Source organism: Saccharopolyspora sp. NPDC003752 (genome assembly GCF_053605825.1).
Genome location: NZ_JBSGJZ010000011.1, coordinates 134,086 through 152,298, shown reverse-complemented (window position 1 = coordinate 152,298; position 18,213 = coordinate 134,086). Strand labels below are relative to the sequence as shown.

At 70.9% G+C, this 18,213-nt stretch carries 18 protein-coding genes; 12 read left to right on the top strand and 6 right to left on the bottom strand.

The features are described 5' to 3' along the window. Positions 1–52: 52 nt before the first annotated feature. Entirely contained in the window at positions 53–1,072 is a 1,020-nt protein-coding gene (locus tag ACWEV3_RS16905) for a 4-hydroxy-3-methylbut-2-enyl diphosphate reductase (RefSeq protein WP_397526151.1), read from the bottom strand. Positions 1,073–1,355: 283 nt separating this feature from the next. On the opposite strand from ACWEV3_RS16905, the gene ACWEV3_RS16900 reads away from it, so the two are divergent. The 4 genes from ACWEV3_RS16900 to ACWEV3_RS16885 all read left to right on the top strand — a co-directional run bounded on the left by ACWEV3_RS16900 (position 1,356) and on the right by ACWEV3_RS16885 (position 3,788). Then, positions 1,356–1,802 carry a lipid droplet-associated protein gene (locus ACWEV3_RS16900; protein WP_452614748.1) on the top strand — a complete coding sequence of 149 codons (447 nt, stop codon included), beginning with the start codon at positions 1,356–1,358 and terminating at the stop codon, positions 1,800–1,802. 74 nt (positions 1,803–1,876) lie between these two features. Next, positions 1,877–3,103 (top strand): exodeoxyribonuclease VII large subunit, encoded by a 1,227-nt coding sequence (gene xseA, locus ACWEV3_RS16895; RefSeq protein WP_132483306.1) that lies wholly within the window; start codon positions 1,877–1,879, stop codon positions 3,101–3,103. 14 nt (positions 3,104–3,117) lie between these two features. Further along, a complete protein-coding gene (locus ACWEV3_RS16890; RefSeq protein WP_452614747.1) occupies positions 3,118–3,537 on the top strand; it encodes a hypothetical protein in 420 nt (139 codons plus the stop codon). Between the two features lie 35 nt (positions 3,538–3,572). Then, positions 3,573–3,788 (top strand): exodeoxyribonuclease VII small subunit, encoded by a 216-nt coding sequence (locus tag ACWEV3_RS16885; RefSeq protein ID WP_452614840.1) that lies wholly within the window; start codon positions 3,573–3,575, stop codon positions 3,786–3,788. A 165-nt stretch (positions 3,789–3,953) separates the two neighbouring features. On the opposite strand, the gene ACWEV3_RS16880 is transcribed toward ACWEV3_RS16885, so the two are convergent. Beyond that, positions 3,954–4,547 carry a DUF4245 domain-containing protein gene (locus tag ACWEV3_RS16880; protein ID WP_452614746.1) on the bottom strand — a complete coding sequence of 198 codons (594 nt, stop codon included), beginning with the start codon at positions 4,545–4,547 and terminating at the stop codon, positions 3,954–3,956. 179 nt (positions 4,548–4,726) lie between these two features. Between ACWEV3_RS16880 and glpX the strand changes: the two genes are divergently transcribed. Both glpX and ACWEV3_RS16870 read left to right on the top strand, forming a co-directional pair. Continuing rightward, positions 4,727–5,761 carry a class II fructose-bisphosphatase gene (gene glpX / locus ACWEV3_RS16875; RefSeq protein WP_397526148.1) on the top strand — a complete coding sequence of 345 codons (1,035 nt, stop codon included), beginning with the start codon at positions 4,727–4,729 and terminating at the stop codon, positions 5,759–5,761. A 211-nt stretch (positions 5,762–5,972) separates the two neighbouring features. After that, positions 5,973–6,719, top strand: coding sequence for a S1 family peptidase (locus tag ACWEV3_RS16870; RefSeq protein WP_452614745.1), 747 nt, complete (start codon positions 5,973–5,975; stop codon positions 6,717–6,719). A 76-nt stretch (positions 6,720–6,795) separates the two neighbouring features. Here the strand turns inward: ACWEV3_RS16870 and ACWEV3_RS16865 are convergent, their stop codons facing one another. Further along, positions 6,796–7,779 (bottom strand): NAD(P)/FAD-dependent oxidoreductase, encoded by a 984-nt coding sequence (locus ACWEV3_RS16865; protein WP_452614744.1) that lies wholly within the window; start codon positions 7,777–7,779, stop codon positions 6,796–6,798. Between the two features lie 197 nt (positions 7,780–7,976). On the opposite strand from ACWEV3_RS16865, the gene ACWEV3_RS16860 reads away from it, so the two are divergent. Next, entirely contained in the window at positions 7,977–8,738 is a 762-nt protein-coding gene (locus ACWEV3_RS16860; protein ID WP_452614839.1) for a S1 family peptidase, read from the top strand. Between the two features lie 178 nt (positions 8,739–8,916). Continuing rightward, a complete protein-coding gene (locus ACWEV3_RS16855) occupies positions 8,917–10,311 on the top strand; it encodes a class II fumarate hydratase (protein ID WP_452614743.1) in 1,395 nt (464 codons plus the stop codon). A 79-nt stretch (positions 10,312–10,390) separates the two neighbouring features. Here ACWEV3_RS16855 and ACWEV3_RS16850 read toward each other — a convergent pair whose 3' ends face one another. Beyond that, positions 10,391–10,501: a DUF397 domain-containing protein gene (locus ACWEV3_RS16850; RefSeq protein WP_452614742.1), complete on the bottom strand. Its 111-nt coding sequence runs from the start codon at positions 10,499–10,501 to the stop codon at positions 10,391–10,393. 89 nt (positions 10,502–10,590) lie between these two features. Between ACWEV3_RS16850 and ACWEV3_RS16845 the strand changes: the two genes are divergently transcribed. From ACWEV3_RS16845 to ACWEV3_RS16830, 4 genes are all read left to right on the top strand, one after another. Further along, complete coding sequence (locus ACWEV3_RS16845; protein ID WP_452614741.1) at positions 10,591–12,105, top strand: ATP-dependent DNA ligase; 1,515 nt, start codon at positions 10,591–10,593, stop codon at positions 12,103–12,105. Positions 12,106–12,117: 12 nt separating this feature from the next. Then, positions 12,118–12,531 (top strand): DUF4288 domain-containing protein, encoded by a 414-nt coding sequence (locus tag ACWEV3_RS16840; protein WP_452614740.1) that lies wholly within the window; start codon positions 12,118–12,120, stop codon positions 12,529–12,531. A 159-nt stretch (positions 12,532–12,690) separates the two neighbouring features. Continuing rightward, positions 12,691–13,245: a DUF3800 domain-containing protein gene (locus ACWEV3_RS16835; RefSeq protein ID WP_452614739.1), complete on the top strand. Its 555-nt coding sequence runs from the start codon at positions 12,691–12,693 to the stop codon at positions 13,243–13,245. Between the two features lie 271 nt (positions 13,246–13,516). Beyond that, positions 13,517–14,956, top strand: a complete 1,440-nt coding sequence (locus ACWEV3_RS16830; RefSeq protein WP_452614738.1) for a GuaB1 family IMP dehydrogenase-related protein — start codon at positions 13,517–13,519, stop codon at positions 14,954–14,956. 42 nt (positions 14,957–14,998) lie between these two features. On the opposite strand, the gene ACWEV3_RS16825 is transcribed toward ACWEV3_RS16830, so the two are convergent. Continuing rightward, positions 14,999–16,342, bottom strand: a complete 1,344-nt coding sequence (locus tag ACWEV3_RS16825) for a PhoH family protein (protein WP_452614838.1) — start codon at positions 16,340–16,342, stop codon at positions 14,999–15,001. 493 nt (positions 16,343–16,835) lie between these two features. Next, positions 16,836–18,050 carry a DUF885 domain-containing protein gene (locus ACWEV3_RS16820; RefSeq protein ID WP_452614737.1) on the bottom strand — a complete coding sequence of 405 codons (1,215 nt, stop codon included), beginning with the start codon at positions 18,048–18,050 and terminating at the stop codon, positions 16,836–16,838. Between the last annotated feature and the right edge of the window lie 163 nt (positions 18,051–18,213).

Sequence of the window (18,213 nt, the reverse complement as noted above, 5' to 3'; positions counted from 1 at the left end):
CTGAAAAGGGGGCATCCGCGCAGCGCGGATGCCCCCTTTTTTCGCTACTCGGTCAGCGGACGCCCTTGGGCTTGTCCGGGTTCTCGTCGAGGTCCTTGCGGAGCTCCCGCGGCAACGCGAAGCTGATCTTCTCGTTGGCCGTGGTGACCTCGTCCACCTGGTTCCAGCCGCGCTCGGCCAGGTGGTCCAGCACCTGCAGCACCAGCACGTCCGGCACCGACGCACCGCTGGTCACGCCGACGGTGGTGACGCCGTCCAGCCAGGCCTCGTCGATCTGGTTCGCGAAGTCCACGAGGTGCGCGTCGGACGCGCCCGCCTGCAGCGCCACCTCGACCAGGCGCTTGGAGTTCGAGGAGTTCTGCGAGCCGACGACGATCACCAGGTCGCACTCCGGCGCCATCGCCTTCACCGCGTACTGCCGGTTGGAGGTCGCGTAGCAGATGTCGTCGCTCGGCGGCGCCTGCAGACCCGGGAACCGCTCCTTGAGCTGGTCGACCCGCTCCATCGTCTCGTCCACGCTGAGCGTGGTCTGCGACAGCCACACGACCTTGCTCGGGTCGCGGACCTCGACCTTGTCGACGTCCTCCGGCTTGTCGACCAGCTGCACGCGGTCCGGGGCCTCGCCCGCGGTGCCCTCGACCTCCTCGTGGCCCTCGTGGCCGATCAGCAGGATGTCGTAGTCCTCGCGGGCGAACCGGTTGACTTCCTTGTGCACCTTGGTGACCAGCGGGCAGGTCGCGTCGATGGTGCGCAGGTTGCGCTGCGCGGCTTCCGCGTGCACCGCCGGGGACACGCCGTGCGCGGAGAACACCACGAGCGCGCCTTCCGGCACCTCGTCGGTCTCGTCCACGAAGATCACGCCGCGCTCGGACAGCGTGTCCACCACGTGCCGGTTGTGCACGATCTCCTTGCGCACGTAGATCGGCGCGCCATAGGTCTCCAGTGCCTTCTCGACGGTGATCACCGCGCGGTCGACACCTGCGCAGTACCCGCGCGGCTTGGCCAGCAGGACCCGCTTGGCCGGCCGGGCGTCCTGGTCAACGAGGTCAGTGGCCTCGGGCGAGGTCGTCATACCGCCAAGGGTACGGACCGCGCCCAATGAGCTCAGCCCCGCAGTGGCCCGCCTGCTCCAGATCACAGTCGTGCGGCGGTCCCCGACTGGAGTTCCACCCGCCGCCTCACCACGGCCGTCCGCAACTTCAATGGAAATCAGAGGTTCGATTTCAATGGAAATTGCGGCGAGACCCGGTGCCGAGCCGAGTCCGCGGTCGAGCGGCGGCCCTGCAGCCTGCTCCAGATCACAGTCGTGCGACGAGGCGATGGCTTCGCGGGCCCGAGTGCGGCAGGCTGGGCGCATGTCATCGTTCCCCCTGCCGGTGCGGATCGCCGCCGGGCTCGCCGCCACCGCAGTCGAGCAGGCCCGCCAGCTGCCGGCCACCCTGATCGGCCTGCCGGTCACCGTGGCCAGCCAGGCGCTGCAGGCGTCGATGCGGATCCAGCAGCAGATCACCGAGCTGGCGATCAAGGGCGATGAGGCCCTCGCCGGGCTGCGCACCCCTGAGGAGCAGCCCGCCTGGGCGACCTTCGACGAGGACGAACCGACCGAGCCGGCCGTGCTGTCCGAAGACCTGTCGGTGCTGCCCGACTACGATCACCTGACGCTGCCGCAGCTGCGGGGCCGGCTCCGCTCGTTCTCCGAGGCGGAGCTGGCCGAACTGCTGGCCTACGAGCAGCGGCACGGTCAGCGGCCGGAGTTCGTCCGCATGCTCCAGAACCGCCTCGACCGCCTGCGCAACCAGTGACCCGAGAAGACCCCGGCAGTCTCGCCTGAGACTGCCGCCCCGGCCTCGCGGCCGGGAAGCACCGAGGAGTGACGCTGAGTTCTCCGACCAGCCCCGAGGAGCCGTGGCCGGTACGGACCGTGGCGCGCAAGATCGCCGACTGGATCAACCGGCTCGGCACGATCTGGGTGGAAGGGCAGATCACCCAGATCTCGCTGCGCCCCGGCGCGGCCACCGCGTTCCTGACGCTGCGCGACCCGTCCGCCGACGTCTCGCTGACGCTCACCTGCGCCGCCGCGATGCTGCGCAAGATGGAGCCGCCGCTGACCGACGGCAGCCGGGTCGTGGTGCACGGCAAGCCGACGTTCTTCGTCGGCCGGGGCACGCTGAGCCTGCGGGTCGACGAGATCCGCGCGGTCGGCATCGGCGAACTGCTGGCCCGCATCGAACGGCTCCGCCAGCTGCTGAAGGCCGAGGGCCTGTTCGACCCGGCGCGCAAGCGGCCGCTGCCGTTCCTGCCGAACCGGGTGGGGCTGATCACCGGCCGCGCCTCGGCCGCGGAGCACGACGTGCTGACCAACGCGCAGCTGCGCTGGCCCGCGGTGCAGTTCGAGGTGCGCAACGTCGCCGTGCAGGGTTCGACCGCGGTGCCGCAGATCCTGACGGCGCTGCAGGAGCTGGACCGGATGCCGGAGGTCGACGTGATCGTGCTGGCGCGCGGCGGCGGCAGCGTCGAAGACCTGCTGCCGTTCTCCGACGAAGCGCTGTGCCGCGCGGTGTCCGCCTGCCGCACGCCGGTGGTCAGCGCCATCGGGCACGAGCCGGACTCGCCGCTGGTGGACCACGTCGCCGACGTGCGCTGCTCGACGCCGACCGGCGCGGGCAAGCGGGTGGTGCCGGACGTCGCCGAGGAGACGCAGCGGATCCACCAGCTGCGCGACCGCGCCCGCCGCGCGCTGCACGGCTGGGTCGACCGGGAGCGCCGGCTGCTCGACGCGCTGCGCAGCCGCCCGGTGCTGGCCGACCCGATCGGGCCGCTGGAACGGCGCGCCGAACAGGTCGAGCTGATGCGCGACCGCACCCGCCGCGCGATGACCACCGCGCTGAACACCGAGCGACACGCGCTGACCGCGACTCGATCTCGCTTGACGACCTTGGGTCCGGCGGCCACGCTGGCTCGTGGATACGCAATCGTGCAGCGCGTCGAGGACGGCGTGGACGGCGTCCTCCGGTCGGTCGAGGAGGCGCCACCGGGAACTCGACTGCGGGTGCGGGTCGTTGACGGAGCGATCCAGGCAGTCGTACCGGACCGAGCAGGCTGAACAGGACTGAGAACGTGCACCCGAAGCAGGAACCATCGTTCCTCCCCCTGACCATCGGCGTCGCGAGGTCGGCGACCGACGGCTCGGCGCTGCTGCGGAACGGGGCCGGCGAGGTGCGCCGCTGCGCCGAGGCGGCGGACGCCGCGGCCGTCGGCTGCTGGGCCGCGCTGCTGGGCGGCTGCCAGTCCGCCGAGCGCAAGGACCTGCCGTCGCGCCTGCGCGCGCTCGCCGAGGCCACCTCCGGGTACGTGGGGGCCGGGTGGTGGGCCGCTTCGGCGCACCGACGTAGGGTCGCGGAGGCGCAGTTGCGCATCAACGACGCGGTGCGCGAGGGCGACGGCGCCGAGTTCGCGGAGGCGTTCGTCGGCTACGACCAGGCGATCGCCACCGCGGTGGTGTCCGTGCAGAACAACGTGGAGAGTCCGACCCCGTGACGGCGAACGATCAGCAGGACGAGCACTTCGACCCGGTGGCCGAGCACCCCGAGGTCGCCGAGCTCGGCTACGAGCAGGCCCGCGACCAGCTTGCCGAGGTGGTCAAGCAGCTGGAGGCCGGCGGCCTCTCGCTGGAGGACTCGCTATCGCTGTGGGAGCGGGGCGAAGCCCTGGCGGCGGTCTGCGAACGCCACCTGGCGGGAGCCCGCGAGCGCGTGGAGCGAGCCCTGGCGGCCGTCGAACAGGACTGACCAAGGCCTTCGCCGCACCTCCCGGCACGCAGTTTCAATTGAAACTGCGCACTTCAGGGCACTTCCCCCACTGGATACCACCACGGGGTGCAACAGTTTCAATTGAAACTGCGCTCGGGACCGGGCACGTGCCCGACTGCAGTTTCAATTGAAACTGCGGGCCGGTCAGGCTCCGGGTGGGGCGTTGATGGCCGCTTCGGCGAGGGCTCGGAACTCCGCCTCGTCGGCGTTGCCGGTGATCAGCAGCCGGACTCCGTCCCGCTCCGCCACCCAGGCCTGCTCGCCGCGCACGCTGTCGTAGACCACCCACTGCCGCCCCGCGGCGTCGACCGTGCCCCTGGCGTGCGGCGCCTGCCGCGTCTCGCTCTCGACCAGTTCGTCCTCGGCGGCCGTCGACTGCGCCAGGCGCAGGTACCGGCCGCCGCCGGTCAGCCACCCGACCCGCACGACCTGCGCGTGGGAGGCGAGCGTGGTCACGTTCGCCGCGTTGGCCCGCCAGTTCGCGGGCAGGTTCGGTTCGAGGACCGGGAAGTCCACCCGCCCCGCCGCGCGCCGCAGCTCGGCGGGCACGTCGACCGTCGGCACCGGGCCGCCCTGGATCGACGGGCCGCCCGGGTTGAACGAGCACTGCCCCGCCAGCCCGGCGATCCCGAAGGCCACCAGCACCATCGGCAGCAGGGCGAACACCATCGCCGACACGGTCCGGGGCGGACGGGATGCGGGCGGTTGCTGGTTGCGGGGTTCGGCCACGACTCTCATGCTCTCACCGGCCGACCAGCGGCCCGCCAGGCGGCCGAGCAGGAGTGGGCTGCCCCACGAGGGAGCTCCGACGGGCCCGCCGATCTGCGAAGATCGGAGGCAACGAGCCTGAGCGCGGGCCTGGATCCCGCCGTCCTCGGGCAGTGGAACCTGAAAACCGCTCACCACCGGGAGGCGCGATGAGCACCGAACGACACCGCGAAGCACCGGACCGCAATCTGGCGATGGAACTGGTCCGCGTGACCGAGGCCGCGGCGATGGCCGCGGGGCGCTGGGTCGGCCGCGGCGACAAGAACGCCGGCGACGGCGCCGCGGTGGACGCGATGCGCAAGCTCATCGGGACCGTGTCCATGCGGGGCGTCGTGGTCATCGGCGAGGGCGAGAAGGACGAAGCCCCGATGCTCTACAACGGCGAGCAGGTCGGCAACGGCGAAGGCCCGGACTGCGACGTCGCGGTCGACCCGATCGACGGGACGACGCTGCTCAGCAAGGGCATGCCGAACGCGCTGGCGGTGCTCGCGGTGTCCGAGCGCGGCACCATGTTCGACCCGTCCGCCGTGTTCTACATGGAGAAGATGGCGGTCGGGCCGGAGGCCGCCGGGGTCGTGGACCTGACCGCCCCGATCGCGGAGAACATCCGCCGGGTCGCCAAGGCCAAGCACATCGACGTCTCCGACGTCACGGTGTGCATCCTGGACCGCCCGCGGCACGAGCAGATCGTCAAGGACGTCCGCGAGGCCGGCGCGCGCATCCAGTTCATCTCCGACGGCGACGTGGCGGGCGCGATCGCGGCCGCGCGGCCGGGCAGCGGCGTCGACATGCTGCTGGGCATCGGCGGCACCCCGGAGGGCATCATCGCCGCCTGCGCGCTGAAGTGCCTCGGCGGCGAGATCCAGACGCGGCTGTGGCCGCGGGACGACGCCGAGCGGGCGAAGCTCCGCGACGCCGGGCACGACGTGAACCAGGTGCTGACCACTTCGGACCTGGTCCGCGGCGACAACATGTTCTTCTGCGCCACCGGCATCACCGACGGCGCGCTGCTCAAGGGCGTGCACTACCGCGCCAACCGGTGCACGACGCAGTCGATCGTGATGCGCTCCAAGTCCGGCACGGTCCGGGTGATCGAGGGCCAGCACAAGCTGTCCAAGCTGCGCGAATACGCCGACGTCGACCTCGGCGAGAGCGACACCCCTCTGCACGGGCTGCTGCCCTGAGCGGGTGACACCACCGGGAAATTGGCAAAAACTCGCCGATTGCCCGGAATGACGCCGTTTTCCGAGCGGTGACCTGCGGTTTCGACCGCGGGTCACCGCTTTCGACGTTGTCGACCTCATCCCTTCGTGGGTACGCCGATGGGATGGCTCCGCTTACCGTCTGTGCCCAGCCCGGCCAGTGGTGCCGGACACACGGGAGGATTCGACGGACATGCGGAAGCGTTCGGTTCTGATCGGAGCCATCGCCGCGGTCGGCGCGATCGGTGCACTCGGTCTGCCCGCGGTGGCGGCACCCAGCGACGTCAACCCGTACATCGTCGGCGGCCACGACGCCACCGAGGAGTACTCGTTCATGGTGTCGCTGCAGCAGCAGGGCCAGCACGGTTGTGGCGGCTCGCTGATCAAGCCCGACTGGGTGGTCACCGCCGCGCACTGCGTGCAGGGCGGCGGCCAGTTCAGCGTCCGGGTCGGCAGCAACGACCACACCAGCGGTGGCGAAGAGGCCAACGTGACCAACGTGCAGACGCACCCCTCCGGCGACATCGCCGTGCTGCAGCTCGACCGCCAGCTGCAGGCCACCCCGATCAAGATCGCCGCCGACTCGGGCGCGGCGGGCACCGCGACCCGGATCATCGGCTGGGGCCAGACCTGCGCCGAGCCCGGCTGCGGCCCGGCTCCGCAGACGCTGCAGGAGCTGGACACCCAGATCGTCGACGACGGCACCTGCAGCGGCATCGACGGCCAGGGCGAGATCTGCACGGACAACCCGAACGGCAACTCGGGCGCCTGCTACGGCGACTCGGGTGGCCCGCAGATCAAGGGCACGCCGGGCAACTGGGAGCTGATCGGCGCGACCAGCCGGTCCGGCAACGGCGACTCGACCTGCGCCACCGGCCCGTCGATCTACACCGACGTGGTCGCGTACGCGGACTGGGTCAACCAGAACACCGGCGGCTGATACCGCTCCGGGTGGCTCCGCTCCACCCGAGAACTCACCCGGGCACGGCGCGATTCCGCGCCGTGCCCGGCGTTCGTCAGCCCATGTTCGAGGAGTGGCCGGGGAACAGGTGGGCGTCCGGGTTGAGCTCCACGGCGATGTTGTTGACCGCCGTGGCCGCCTCGCCGAAGCCGGTGGCGATCAGCTTGACCTTGCCCTGGTACGCCGCGACGTCGCCCGCCGCGTACACCCGCGACCGGCTGGTCCGCATCGCGCTGTCGACCAGGATCGCGCGCTTCTCCAGCGCCAGGCCCCACTCCTCGATCGGCCCCAGGTCGGCGGTGAAGCCCAGCGCGGCCACCACCGTCTGCGCCGGCAGCACCCGGCGCTGCCCGTCGCCGAGCTCGATCTCCACCTCGCGCACGCCGGTGTCGTCGCCGCGGACCTCCGCGACCTCCGCCGGGGTGATGAGCGGGACGCCCAGGTCCTCGACCTTGCCGACCAGGCCCGAATGCGCGCGGAACCGGGTGCGGCGGTGCACCAGGGTCACGCTGCGGGCCACCGGGTGCAGGGCCAGCGCCCAGTCGAACGCGGAATCGCCGCCGCCGACCACCACCACGTCGTGTCCACTGTGCACGGACAGCTCCGGGATGAAGTGCACGACGCCACGACCGACCCAGTCGCCGCCGGCGGGCAGCGGGCGCGGGGTGAACTCGCCGATCCCGGCGGTGACCAGCACCGCGCCGGCGCGCACCGCCTCTCCCCCGCCGACCCCGACGAGCAGCCCACCATCCACATCGGACATCTCGGTCGCGGGCCTGCCGAGCAGGTACTCCGGGTCGTACTGACCGGCCTGCTTCACCAGCGCGGCAACCAGATCGCGGCCGCGCACCTCGGGGAACCCGGCCACGTCGAAGATCATCTTCTCCGGGTACATCGCGGTCACCTGGCCACCTGGCTCGGGCAGCGCGTCGACCACCGCCACCGACAACCCGCGGAATCCCGCGTAGTAGGCGGCGAACAAACCGGTCGGACCCGCGCCCACGATCAGCAGATCGACCTCATGCGACACCGCGGTCATGCCCACCACCTCGTCGTCGACCGTGTGGACACACCCAGGCTAGCCGGATCTCCGCCGTGATGTCCGCATCACGGCGAGCGCTGCACCAGAACGCCGAACTCGCTTCCGCAGTTGGCGGTACCCGTTCGGCGAACCCGCCCTTACGTTCACCGAAAAGGGGATCACGTCGGGGAGGACTGCCCGTGAAGAGGAAATCCATGCTGCTCGCCGGCCTCGCGGCCGTCGCGCTGGGCACCGGGCTGCTGCCCGCCACCGCGAGCGCCGCGGACGATCCGGGCGCGCTGATCGTCGGCGGCCACGACGCGACCGAGCAGTACGACTGGATGGCGTCGCTGCAGCGCGCCGGGAACCACAGCTGCGGGGCTTCCCTGATCGACCAGCAGTGGGTGCTCACCGCGGCGCACTGCGTGCAGGACGTCACCCCCGCCGACCTCGGTCTGCGGATCGGCAGCCCGGACCACACCACCGGCGGCACCGAGGCCGGCGTCGCCGAGATCGTGGTGCACCCGGACTACGCCACCAAGAACCCCAACGGCGACATCGCGCTGCTGAAGCTGGACCGCGCGGTGTCGCAGACGCCGGTCGAGATCGCCGACGCCTCGGGCCCGGACGGCACCGCGTCGCGCATCATCGGCTGGGGCGTGACCTGCCCGGTCCGCGGCTGCGGCCAGCCGCCCGCGCAGCTGCAGGAGCTGGAGACCAAGGTCGTCCCCGACGGCCAGTGCTCGCTGAGCGGGGTCGACGGCGCGACCGAGATCTGCACCGGCAGCAACGAGCTGCTGGCCAACGCCTGCTTCGGCGACTCCGGCGGCCCGCAGCTCGAAGGCCAGCCCGGCGACTGGAAGCTGACCGGCGTCACCAGCCGCCTCGGCAGCCTGATCCCGGTGTGCGGCACGGCCCCGTCGATCTACACCGACGCGACGGCCTACAAGGACTGGATCGCCGCCACCATCGGCTGATCTTCTCCGACGCGAAGGGCACCTTCCTCGAAGGTGCCCTTCGTGCTTTCCCGGCGCTGCGAGATGCGGCACCTTCATCGGTCCAGTGAGGACGTTGGGGTGCTCCGGGCCACAGATCGGCCGCCGAGTGGGGCGGGCCACGCTGACCGGGAGGCCCTTCCAGCGGGACACTTTCGGTATGGCTGAACAGGATTACCGGATCGAGCACGACACGATGGGCGAGGTGCGGGTTCCCGTCGACGCCCTGTACCGCGCGCAGACGCAGCGAGCCGTCGAGAACTTCCCGATCTCCGGCCGGGGCCTGGAACGGTCCCAGATCCGCGCGCTCGGCCTGCTGAAAGCCGCCGCGGCCCGCGTCAACGGCCGGCTCGGGGTGCTGGACGCCGACGTGGCCGAGGCGATCGCGGCCGCGGCCGACGAGGTCGCCGAGGGCGCCCACGACGCGCACTTCCCGATCGACGTGTTCCAGACCGGATCCGGCACGTCGTCGAACATGAACGCCAACGAGGTCATCGCCACCCTGGCGTCCCGGCGGCTCGGCCGCGACGTGCACCCCAACGACCACGTCAACGCCTCGCAGTCGTCCAACGACACCTTCCCGACGACCATCCACGTCGCGGCCACCGAAGCGGTGCTCACCGACGTCATCCCGGCGCTGGACCACCTCGCCGCGACCATCGAGGGCCGCGCCGCGGAGTGGACCGAGGTCGTCAAGTCCGGCCGCACCCACCTGATGGACGCGGTGCCGATCACGCTGGCCCGGGAGGCCGGCGCGTGGGCCTCGCAGGTGCGCTACGGGATCGAGCGGCTGCGGGGCGGCCTGCCGCGGCTCGGCGAGCTGGCGATCGGCGGCACCGCCGTCGGGTCGGGCCTCAACGCCCCGGTCGGGTTCGGCGCCGCGGTCGCCGCGGAGCTCGCGGAGGTCACCGGGCTGCCGCTGACCGAGGCCCGCGACCACTTCGAGGCGCAGGCCGCGCAGGACTCGGTGGTGGAGATCTCCGGCGACCTGCGCACCGTCGCGGTCAGCCTCACCAAGATCGCCAACGACCTGCGCTGGCTGGGCTCCGGCCCGCGCACCGGGCTGGCCGAGCTGGCGCTGCCGGACCTGCAGCCGGGCTCGTCGATCATGCCGGGCAAGGTCAACCCGGTGATCCCGGAGGCCACCCTGCAGGTGGTGGCGCAGGTGATCGGCAACGACGCGGCGGTGGCGTTCGCCGGTTCGCAGGGCAACTTCCAGCTCAACGTGATGCTGCCGGTGATCGCGCGAAACGTGCTGGAGTCGGCGCGGCTGCTGGCCGCGGTGTCGCGACTGCTGGCCGACAAGGTGTTCGCGGGCGTGCAGGTCAACGTCGAGCAGGCCCGGGCCTACGCCGAGGGTTCGCCGTCGATCGTCACGCCGCTGAACCGCTACATCGGTTACGAGGAGGCGGCCGCGGTCGCCAAGCAGGCGCTCAAGGAGCGCAAGACGATCCGCGAGGTGGTCCTGGAACGCGGCCACGTCGACGCGGGCAAGCTCACCCTGGAGCAGCTGGACGAGGCCCTCGACGTCCTCCGCATGGCCAACGGCGGCTGACGCGGCCGAGCGGACGGGCGCCTTCGACCGAGCAGGAAGCCAGTCGAAGGCGCCCTTCGCGCATCACCGGACCAGGTAGTCACCCGCCGAGCCGATCGGCCTCGACGGCAGTTGAGCAGCTCGACCACGACGCCGGTTCGACAACGAACACAGGTCCGCTCGGATCCTTCGAATCGCGGATCGCTGTCACGCCGGGGATGTTCAGCAGTCCCCCAGCTCGGCGAAAACGCCGGAACGCATCGATACCGCTGTGTCAGCCGTCAGGCGCACCATGGGCGCATGGTGCTGCTCGCGGATGTGGTGACGACCTCGCGCGAGGTCTCGGCTACGCGTTCCCGCAAGGCGAAGACCGCCGCGATCGCCGGGCTGCTCGCGCGGCTCGACGCCGAGGAGGTCCGCCCGGCGACGGCGTTGCTGGCCGGTGAGCTACCCGGCGGACGGGTCGGCGTCGGCTGGTCCACGCTGGCCGCGCTCGACGTCGAACCGGCTCCCGAGCCCACCCTGACGATCATCGATGTCGACTCGGCGATCGGCGCGGTGCGGCTGATCAGTGGTGCCGGCTCCGGTCAGCGCCGGACCGAGGCGCTGTCCGGGCTGCTCGGCAAGGCACCCGCCGACGAGCAGGAGTTCCTGGTGCGGCTCCTCGGCGGCGAGCTCCGGCAGGGTGCGCTGGAGGGCGTGATGATCGAGGCCATCGCCGCCGCGGCCGGGGTGCCGACCGAGGCGGTGCGGCGGGCGTTCATGCTCTCCGGCCGGCTTCCCGCGACCGCCGAGGCCGCGCTGCGCGGGGGCGAACCGGCGCTCGCCGAGTTCCGCCTGGAGATGGGGCGGCCCGTCCGGCCGATGCTGGCCTCGCCCGCGGAAACCCTGGACGCCGCGCTCGACGAGCTCGGCGAGGTCAGCGTCGAGTACAAATTGGACGGTGCGCGCATCCAGGTGCACCGCGACGGCGACGACGTGCACGTCTACACCCGGACGCTGCGCGAGATCACCGGCAACGTGCCCGAACTCGTCGAGCTGGTGCGCGGCCTGAACTGCCGGGCGGTGGTGCTGGACGGCGAGACGCTCGCGCTCGACGACGCCGGGCGCCCCAGGCCGTTCCAGGAAACGATGGGCCGGTTCGGCGCCCAGAACTCGCGCGATCTCCTGCTGCACCCGTACTTCTTCGACTGCCTGCACCTCGACGGCGAAGACCTGCTCGACCTGCCGCTGCGACAGCGCCTCGACGCGCTGGAACGGGTCGCGCCGCAGCACCGGATCCCCGCGACCCTGTCGCCGTCGGCGGATCGCGCGGCCGCGCTGTTCGACGAGGCACTGGACGCCGGGCACGAAGGCGTCATGGTCAAGGCGCTGGACTCGGCGTACGCGGCGGGGCGGCGCGGCCGCTCCTGGCGGAAGGTCAAGCCCGAGCACACCCTGGACCTGATCGTGCTCGCCGCCGAATGGGGTCACGGCCGGCGGCGCGGCTTCCTGTCGAACCTGCACCTGGGCGCGCGGGATCCCGACGGCGGCCCGCCGATCATGGTCGGCAAGACGTTCAAGGGCCTCACCGACGAACTGCTGGCCTGGCAGACCGCGGAGTTCCAGCGCCGCGAGTCCCACCGCGACGACTGGACCGTCCACGTCGCGCCGGAACTCGTCGTGGAGATCGAGCTCGACGGCGTGCAGACCAGCACCCGCTACCCCGGCGGCGTCGCGCTGCGCTTCGCCCGCGTGCTGCGCTACCGGCCCGACAAGGACGCGGCGTCGGCCGACAGCATCGAGGCGGTTCGCGCCATGCTGCCGGGCGGGTGAGATCCTGACGGCATGAGCGGCAACGACTTCGACGAGATCGGCTCGATCAACATCGGACCGGGCACCATCAACCCGCGCGACTTCCAGGCGGACGCGGTCGAGCTGGACTACTACGTCGCGGTCCTGGTCCTGGAGGCCACCTCGGACGCGGCGGACCACGAGCCGCTGTACGAGGAATCCTTCGTGCTGCTCAAGGCGGAATCCGAAGAAGAGGCGAAGGAAAAGGCCGTCGAGCACGGCAAGCAGCAGGAGACCAGCTACCAGAACGAGAACCACGAACTGATCACCTGGAAGCTGAAGCAGATCATCGAGGTGAAACCCCTCGAAGACGCCACCTTCGACGACGGCACGGAACTCTACGGCCGATTCTTCCGCAATTACCAGGCATACAGCTCCTTCGAACCCCTAACGGAAGAAGAAGCCTGAAAACGCAGAGGCCGGGGTCCCACCATCCGGCGGGGAGTCCCGGCGTACTTCCACGTACCTCGGTACGCGGCCGAGCGGAATTTAGCAGGGCCGAGCCGGCGATCACCACTGGGTGTATCGATTTGATCTCGAACTGCAGTTCTCGCTTCACTACGGCACGTGTTCGTCCACGCCTACGTCGATGAGTCCTACGACCTGACCATCGGCGTCTACATCCTCACGGCCAGCATCGTCGACCTCGCCGACGCCGAAGACATCCGATGCGCCCTTCGTGACCTTCACGCTGGCTACGGGAAGCTCCATTGGTACAAGTCGGACTCGGAGCATCGTGAGCACCTGGCCAAGGGCGTTGGAGCACTCGATATCCGGCATGTCAGCGTCGTGGGTCACGGGCATGCAATCCGCCCAGAACGAGCGCGCCGCAAGTGCATGGAGGTGCTGCTCGCAAGTCTGGAATCGACCAGTGTCCGCGCCGTCGCATTCGAGGCACGACAGGGGCGCAATGACAGGCATGACATCGACTTGATCGACGCCTGCCGCCGAAAGAAGTTGATCTCGCGCCTTCAAGCGACGTTCGTCGGCGGCAACGACGAACCACTGCTATGGCTGGCAGATATTGCCTGCGGATCAGTGCTCGCCGCCGAGCGCGGAGTGGCTGGATACCTGACGCAGTTTGGCGACACAGCTCGCGTACACCGGATCGAGGTCACATGAAAGGCCCAAGAAACGCAGAGGCCGGGGTCCCACAATACAGCGGGAGGTCCCGGCGTACTTCCATGCCCCAACAGAGCACGGCCAACGCAAGTGTAGCAACGAACCCGGTCAGATCATCAACTCCAGAACGGTCGACCAATCTGGTGATCTTGAATTCCGGCCCGGATAGCCCGGTGTACTCCGCATCCCCGCAGCGCGACGCGGCCGTCAGACTAGACCGTCCGGCTTCGGGAGGCGACTGGGGGCGTCCGACCCCGTATGGTGGTGAAACGTGCAGTTCTTGAACGGGCAGCAGCCCTCCACCGACCTGACCTACGACGACGTCTTCCTGGCGCCCCGGCGCTCCGGTGTCGAGTCCCGCTTCGACGTGGACCTCGCCACCAGCGACGGGACCGGCGCCACCCTGCCGATCGTGGTCGCCAACATGACCGCCGTGGCCGGCCGCCGGATGGCGGAGACCGTCGCCCGGCGCGGCGGCCTGGTCGTTCTGCCGCAGGACGTCGACCCCAGCGCGGTCGCCGAGATCACCGCCTGGGTCAAGGCGCGGCACCCCGTGTGGGACACCCCGCTGGTGTTGCACGCCGATGACGCCGTCGCCGACGCCATCAACCTCCTGCCCAAGCGCGCCCACGGTGCCGTCGTTGTCGTCGACGACGACAACCGGCCGCTCGGGGTCGTCGGCGAGGCGGCCTGCACCGGCGTCGACCGGTTCGCGCGGGTCGGCGAGGTCGCCGACCGGCACCCGGTCGTCCTGCCGCTGGAGACCAAGCCCCGCGAGGTGTTCGAGCAGCTGGACCAGCACGCGCGCAACGTCGCGATCGCGGTCGACGCCGACGGTCGGCTGGCCGGGATCATGACCAGCCGCGGCGCGCTGCGCGCCGAGATCTACACCCCGGCGCTGGACGACGCCGGCCGGCTGCGCGTGGCGGCGGCGGTCGGGGTCAACGGCGACGTCGCGGCGAAGACGTCCGCGCTGCTGGAGGCCGGGGTCGACACGCTGGTCGTGGACACCGCGCACGGCCACCAGGAGAAGATGATCTCCGCGCTGCAGGCGGTCCGCTCGGCCGCCCCGCGGGTTCCGGTGGTGGCCGGGAACGTGGTGACCGCCGAGGGCGTGCGCGATCTCGTCGAGGCGGGTGCCGACGTGATCAAGGTCGGTGTCGGGCCGGGCGCGATGTGCACGACGCGGATGATGACCGGCGTCGGCCGGCCGCAGTTCTCCGCCGTCGCCGAATGCGCCGCCGAGGCGCGGCGGCTGGGCAAGCACGTCTGGGCCGACGGCGGCGTCCGGCACCCGCGCGACGTGGCGTTGGCGCTGGCCGCCGGCGCGGCGTCGGTGATGGTCGGCTCGTGGTTCGCGGGCACCTACGAATCGCCCGGTGACCTGCAGCGCGACGAGCACGGCCGGGCGTACAAGGAGTCCTTCGGCATGGCGTCGAAGCGCGCCGTGTCCGCCCGGACCCGCAGCGACAACGCGTTCGACCAGGCCCGCAAGGCGCTGTTCGAGGAGGGCATCTCCAGCTCGCGGATGCGGCTGGACCCGCAGCGGCCGAGCGTCGAGGACCTGCTGGACCAGATCACCTCCGGCCTGCGCTCGTCCTGCACCTACGCGGGCGCACGCAGCCTGGAGGACTTCTACGACCGCGCGCTGGTCGGCATCCAGTCCGCCGCCGGTTTCGCCGAGGGCAGGCCGCTGCCCGCCGGCTGGTGATCGAGCGGGGCGCCGCTCGGCGAGCGGCGCCCCACCTCGTGATCAGGGCGTGAAGTCCCCTTCCAGGAGTTCGGTGACCAGGGCCGCGATCGGCGAACGCTCCGAGCGGGTCAGGGTCACGTGGGCGAACAAGGGGTGGCCCTTGAGCTTCTCGATCACCGCCGCGATGCCGTCGTGGCGACCCACCCGGAGGTTGTCGCGCTGGGCGACGTCGTGGGTCAGGACCACCCGGGAGTTAGCGCCCAGCCTGGACAGCACCGTGAGCAGCACGTTGCGTTCCAGGGACTGCGCCTCGTCGACGATGACGAACGCGTCGTGCAGCGACCGGCCGCGGATGTGGGTCAGCGGCAGGACCTCCAGCATGCCGCGATCGATCACCTCGTCCAGCACGTTCTCGCTGGCGAGCGCGCCGAGGGTATCGAACACCGCCTGCGCCCACGGCGCCATCTTCTCGTTCTCGGTTCCCGGCAGGTAGCCGAGTTCCTGACCGCCGACCGCGTACACCGGCCGGAACACCACGACCTTGCGGTGCTGCTGCCGCTCCAGCACCGACTCCAGGCCCGCGCACAGCGCGAGCGCGGACTTGCCGGTCCCGGCCCGGCCGCCCAGCGACACGATCCCGACCTCCGGGTCGAGCAGCAGCTCCAGGGCGATCCGCTGCTCCGCGGAGCGGCCGTGCAGGCCGAACACCTCCCGGTCGCCGCGCACCAGCCGGACCTGCTTGTCCGCGGTCACCCGGCCCAGCGCGCTCTGCGAGCCGCAGAGCAGCCGCACCCCGGTGTTCGGCGGCAGGTCCCGGGCCTCGTCGAGATCGGCGATGCCTTCCTTGAACAGGACGTCCACCGAATCCGACGGAGCCTCGACGTCGGCCATCCCGGTCCAACCCGAGGACACCACGTCCTGCGCGCGGTACTCCTCGGCGTCCAGGGCGACCGCCGCCGCCTTGACCCGCAGCGGCATGTCCTTGGTCACCAGCGTGACCCGGTGTCCCTCGGCGGCCAGGTTCAGCGAACAGGCCAGGATCCGGGCGTCGTTGGAGTCCGTGCGGAACCCCGGCGGCAGCACCTGCGGGTCGGAGTGGTTCAACTCGACGTGCAGTCTGCCGCCGGACGCGCCGACCGGAACCGGCTCGTCGAGCCGACCGTGCTGGATTCGCAGGTCGTCGAGGCCGCGGAGGGCTTCTCTGGCGAACCAGCCGAGTTCGGGGTGGTGGCGTTTGCCTTCCAGTTCACCGATCACCACCACCGGGAGCACGACGTTGTGCTCGGCGAAGCGGGACATCGCCCACGGATCGGACAGCAGCACCGAGGTGTCCAGCACGTAGGTGCGGATTTCGGTGTCACCGGGTTGCGTGCTGCTCGCGGACTCGCCGCTACGGGCTGGGATCTCCGCTTGGGGCTGGGAACGTCGTGCGGTCACGGCTACTCCCTCGCGGGCGTGGCATGCACACCCGCTCGTCGGCGGGCCGGGCCTGCCCCCGTCGCGCCCCGGCCGGACCGGTAGTCCGCCGTGGCCGCAGGGGCCGGGCACCGGCCCTTCGCGACCAAGGTGGACGTGGTAACCGTCCGCTCCAGCCATCAGGCACGATCAGGGCCTCCCGGACGGGCCGCGTTCGGACTTGCACTGGGAACGGCCCGTCATCAGCGACGCTACCGGCGGGATTGCATCTCGGCAGGCAGCCACACAGGTGATTCGCCGATTGGTCAACTTTTCTTCACATGGCACGGGATTCGCCCAGGTCACGGATTCGCCGACGGATCAGGGCCAAGGCCGATCCGGGTCCGGCAGCAGGTCAGGACCCCTCCGCGGCCCGGCGCGGATCCGGCACGCCACGTGATCATGACTACGCTATTCGGGTGATCTTCACCGGGTGAACGGCTCAGACGCGGGCCGCCAGCTCGGCCCGGACGGCCTCGGGCACCAGCGGCTCGTCAAGCAACCGGCGATAACGATCGGCGCTCGATGTGCCCGCCGGGCGGTTCTCCAGCCAGCGGCGCAACAGCCGGTAGCCCTCGACGTAGGTGGTGGTGTAGGCGCGCCACAGCGGATCGCGCATGAACCGGACGAGGTGCCGCGCCCGCTGGTCCGACATCAGCAGCCAGCGCTGCAGGTACGCGGAGACCTCCGCCTCGTCCGCGCCGTCGGCGTGCAGCATCAGCAGGGCGTCCTGGCGGACCGTCAGCAGGCGGCTCATCGCGAGCTCCAGCCGCTCCGACAGCTCACCTTCCATCCGGATGCCCAGGTCCGCGAAGATCTCCGCCGCCCACGGCCCCCAGCCCGGCCCCACGACCGCCTGCAGGCCCAGATCGGCGAGGCCTTCGGCCATCAGGCACTGCGGGGTGTTGACCAGGAAGATCGTGTGCTCGGCCTGGGCGTCCCGGATCGCCAGGCCGGCCTCCTTGCGGCAGTGCTCGGTGTGGTGGCCCGGGTAGGACTCGTGCGCGACGAGCTGCGGCAGGTTCGCGGCCCGGTGCCCGACGTCGGCGTTCACGGCCACCCGCGACCGGTAGTCGCCGACGTAGTGGTTGAAGCCGCTCCAGGGCTTGTCGGTCACGATCTGGTACTCGACGACCTCCTGGACCGGCAGGCCGAAGCGGCGGCGCACGCGATCGCGCAGCGCGCTCGAAAGTGCCTGGACGCAGACCTTGAGCCGGTCGGCGGGCACCGCGTCCCGGCTGCGGACGGCGGCCAGGCGCGCGGGCAGCGAGCCCCGGCCGGGCAGCAGCTCGGACAGCAGGCGGTGTGCCTCGCGGTACTCGTCCTGATCACCGAGCGCCGGCGTGACCTGGAAGTACGCCTCCACTTCCGCCGGGAACGGCACCTGCTCGCCGGCCAGCTTGCGCCCGGAGCACTCCAGCGCGGTGAGCTGCGCGGCGAGGAACCGGCGGCGCGGTTCGGCCAGGCCGGATTCCGGCAGCGCGGCGAGCAAGCGGCGCGCGTCGGCGGTCAGCCGCGCCGGGTCGGGGCTCACCTCGTTCTGCACCCGCCGCCGCAGCGCCGGGTCGCCGGTGTAGGAGTCCACGAATCCCTGGACGAGCCGGTCGAATCTGAGCCCGAGGAGCACGTATTCGGCCACGAGCGCTTCGGAGTCCACATCCGGACACTACGCCGCGCGCTCGCGGACGCGGAACGGTGGTCCCCGTTTCCGCACTCGCAGAAACCACGCGCATTTGCCGACGCAACAAAAAGGACGGCCGCGACACCTGAAGATCACACAATGGTGTTAACAAGGTGTCGTTTTTCCACTTTGGCTGGAT

Bases quoted from the DNA above. Each gene is read 5' to 3' on its own strand.
- ACWEV3_RS16905 (WP_397526151.1), bottom strand. From the start codon at position 1,072: ATGACGACCTCGCCCGAGGCCACTGACCTCGTTGACCAGGACGCCCGG.
- glpX (WP_397526148.1), top strand. From the start codon at position 4,727: ATGAGCACCGAACGACACCGCGAAGCACCGGACCGCAATCTGGCGATG.
- ACWEV3_RS16880 (WP_452614746.1), bottom strand. From the start codon at position 4,547: ATGAGAGTCGTGGCCGAACCCCGCAACCAGCAACCGCCCGCATCCCGT.
- ACWEV3_RS16860 (WP_452614839.1), top strand. From the start codon at position 7,977: ATGCTGCTCGCCGGCCTCGCGGCCGTCGCGCTGGGCACCGGGCTGCTG.
- ACWEV3_RS16840 (WP_452614740.1), top strand. From the start codon at position 12,118: ATGAGCGGCAACGACTTCGACGAGATCGGCTCGATCAACATCGGACCG.
- ACWEV3_RS16900 (WP_452614748.1), top strand. From the start codon at position 1,356: ATGTCATCGTTCCCCCTGCCGGTGCGGATCGCCGCCGGGCTCGCCGCC.
- ACWEV3_RS16870 (WP_452614745.1), top strand. From the start codon at position 5,973: ATGCGGAAGCGTTCGGTTCTGATCGGAGCCATCGCCGCGGTCGGCGCG.
- ACWEV3_RS16855 (WP_452614743.1), top strand. From the start codon at position 8,917: ATGGCTGAACAGGATTACCGGATCGAGCACGACACGATGGGCGAGGTG.
- ACWEV3_RS16865 (WP_452614744.1), bottom strand. From the start codon at position 7,779: ATGACCGCGGTGTCGCATGAGGTCGATCTGCTGATCGTGGGCGCGGGT.
- ACWEV3_RS16845 (WP_452614741.1), top strand. From the start codon at position 10,591: ATGGTGCTGCTCGCGGATGTGGTGACGACCTCGCGCGAGGTCTCGGCT.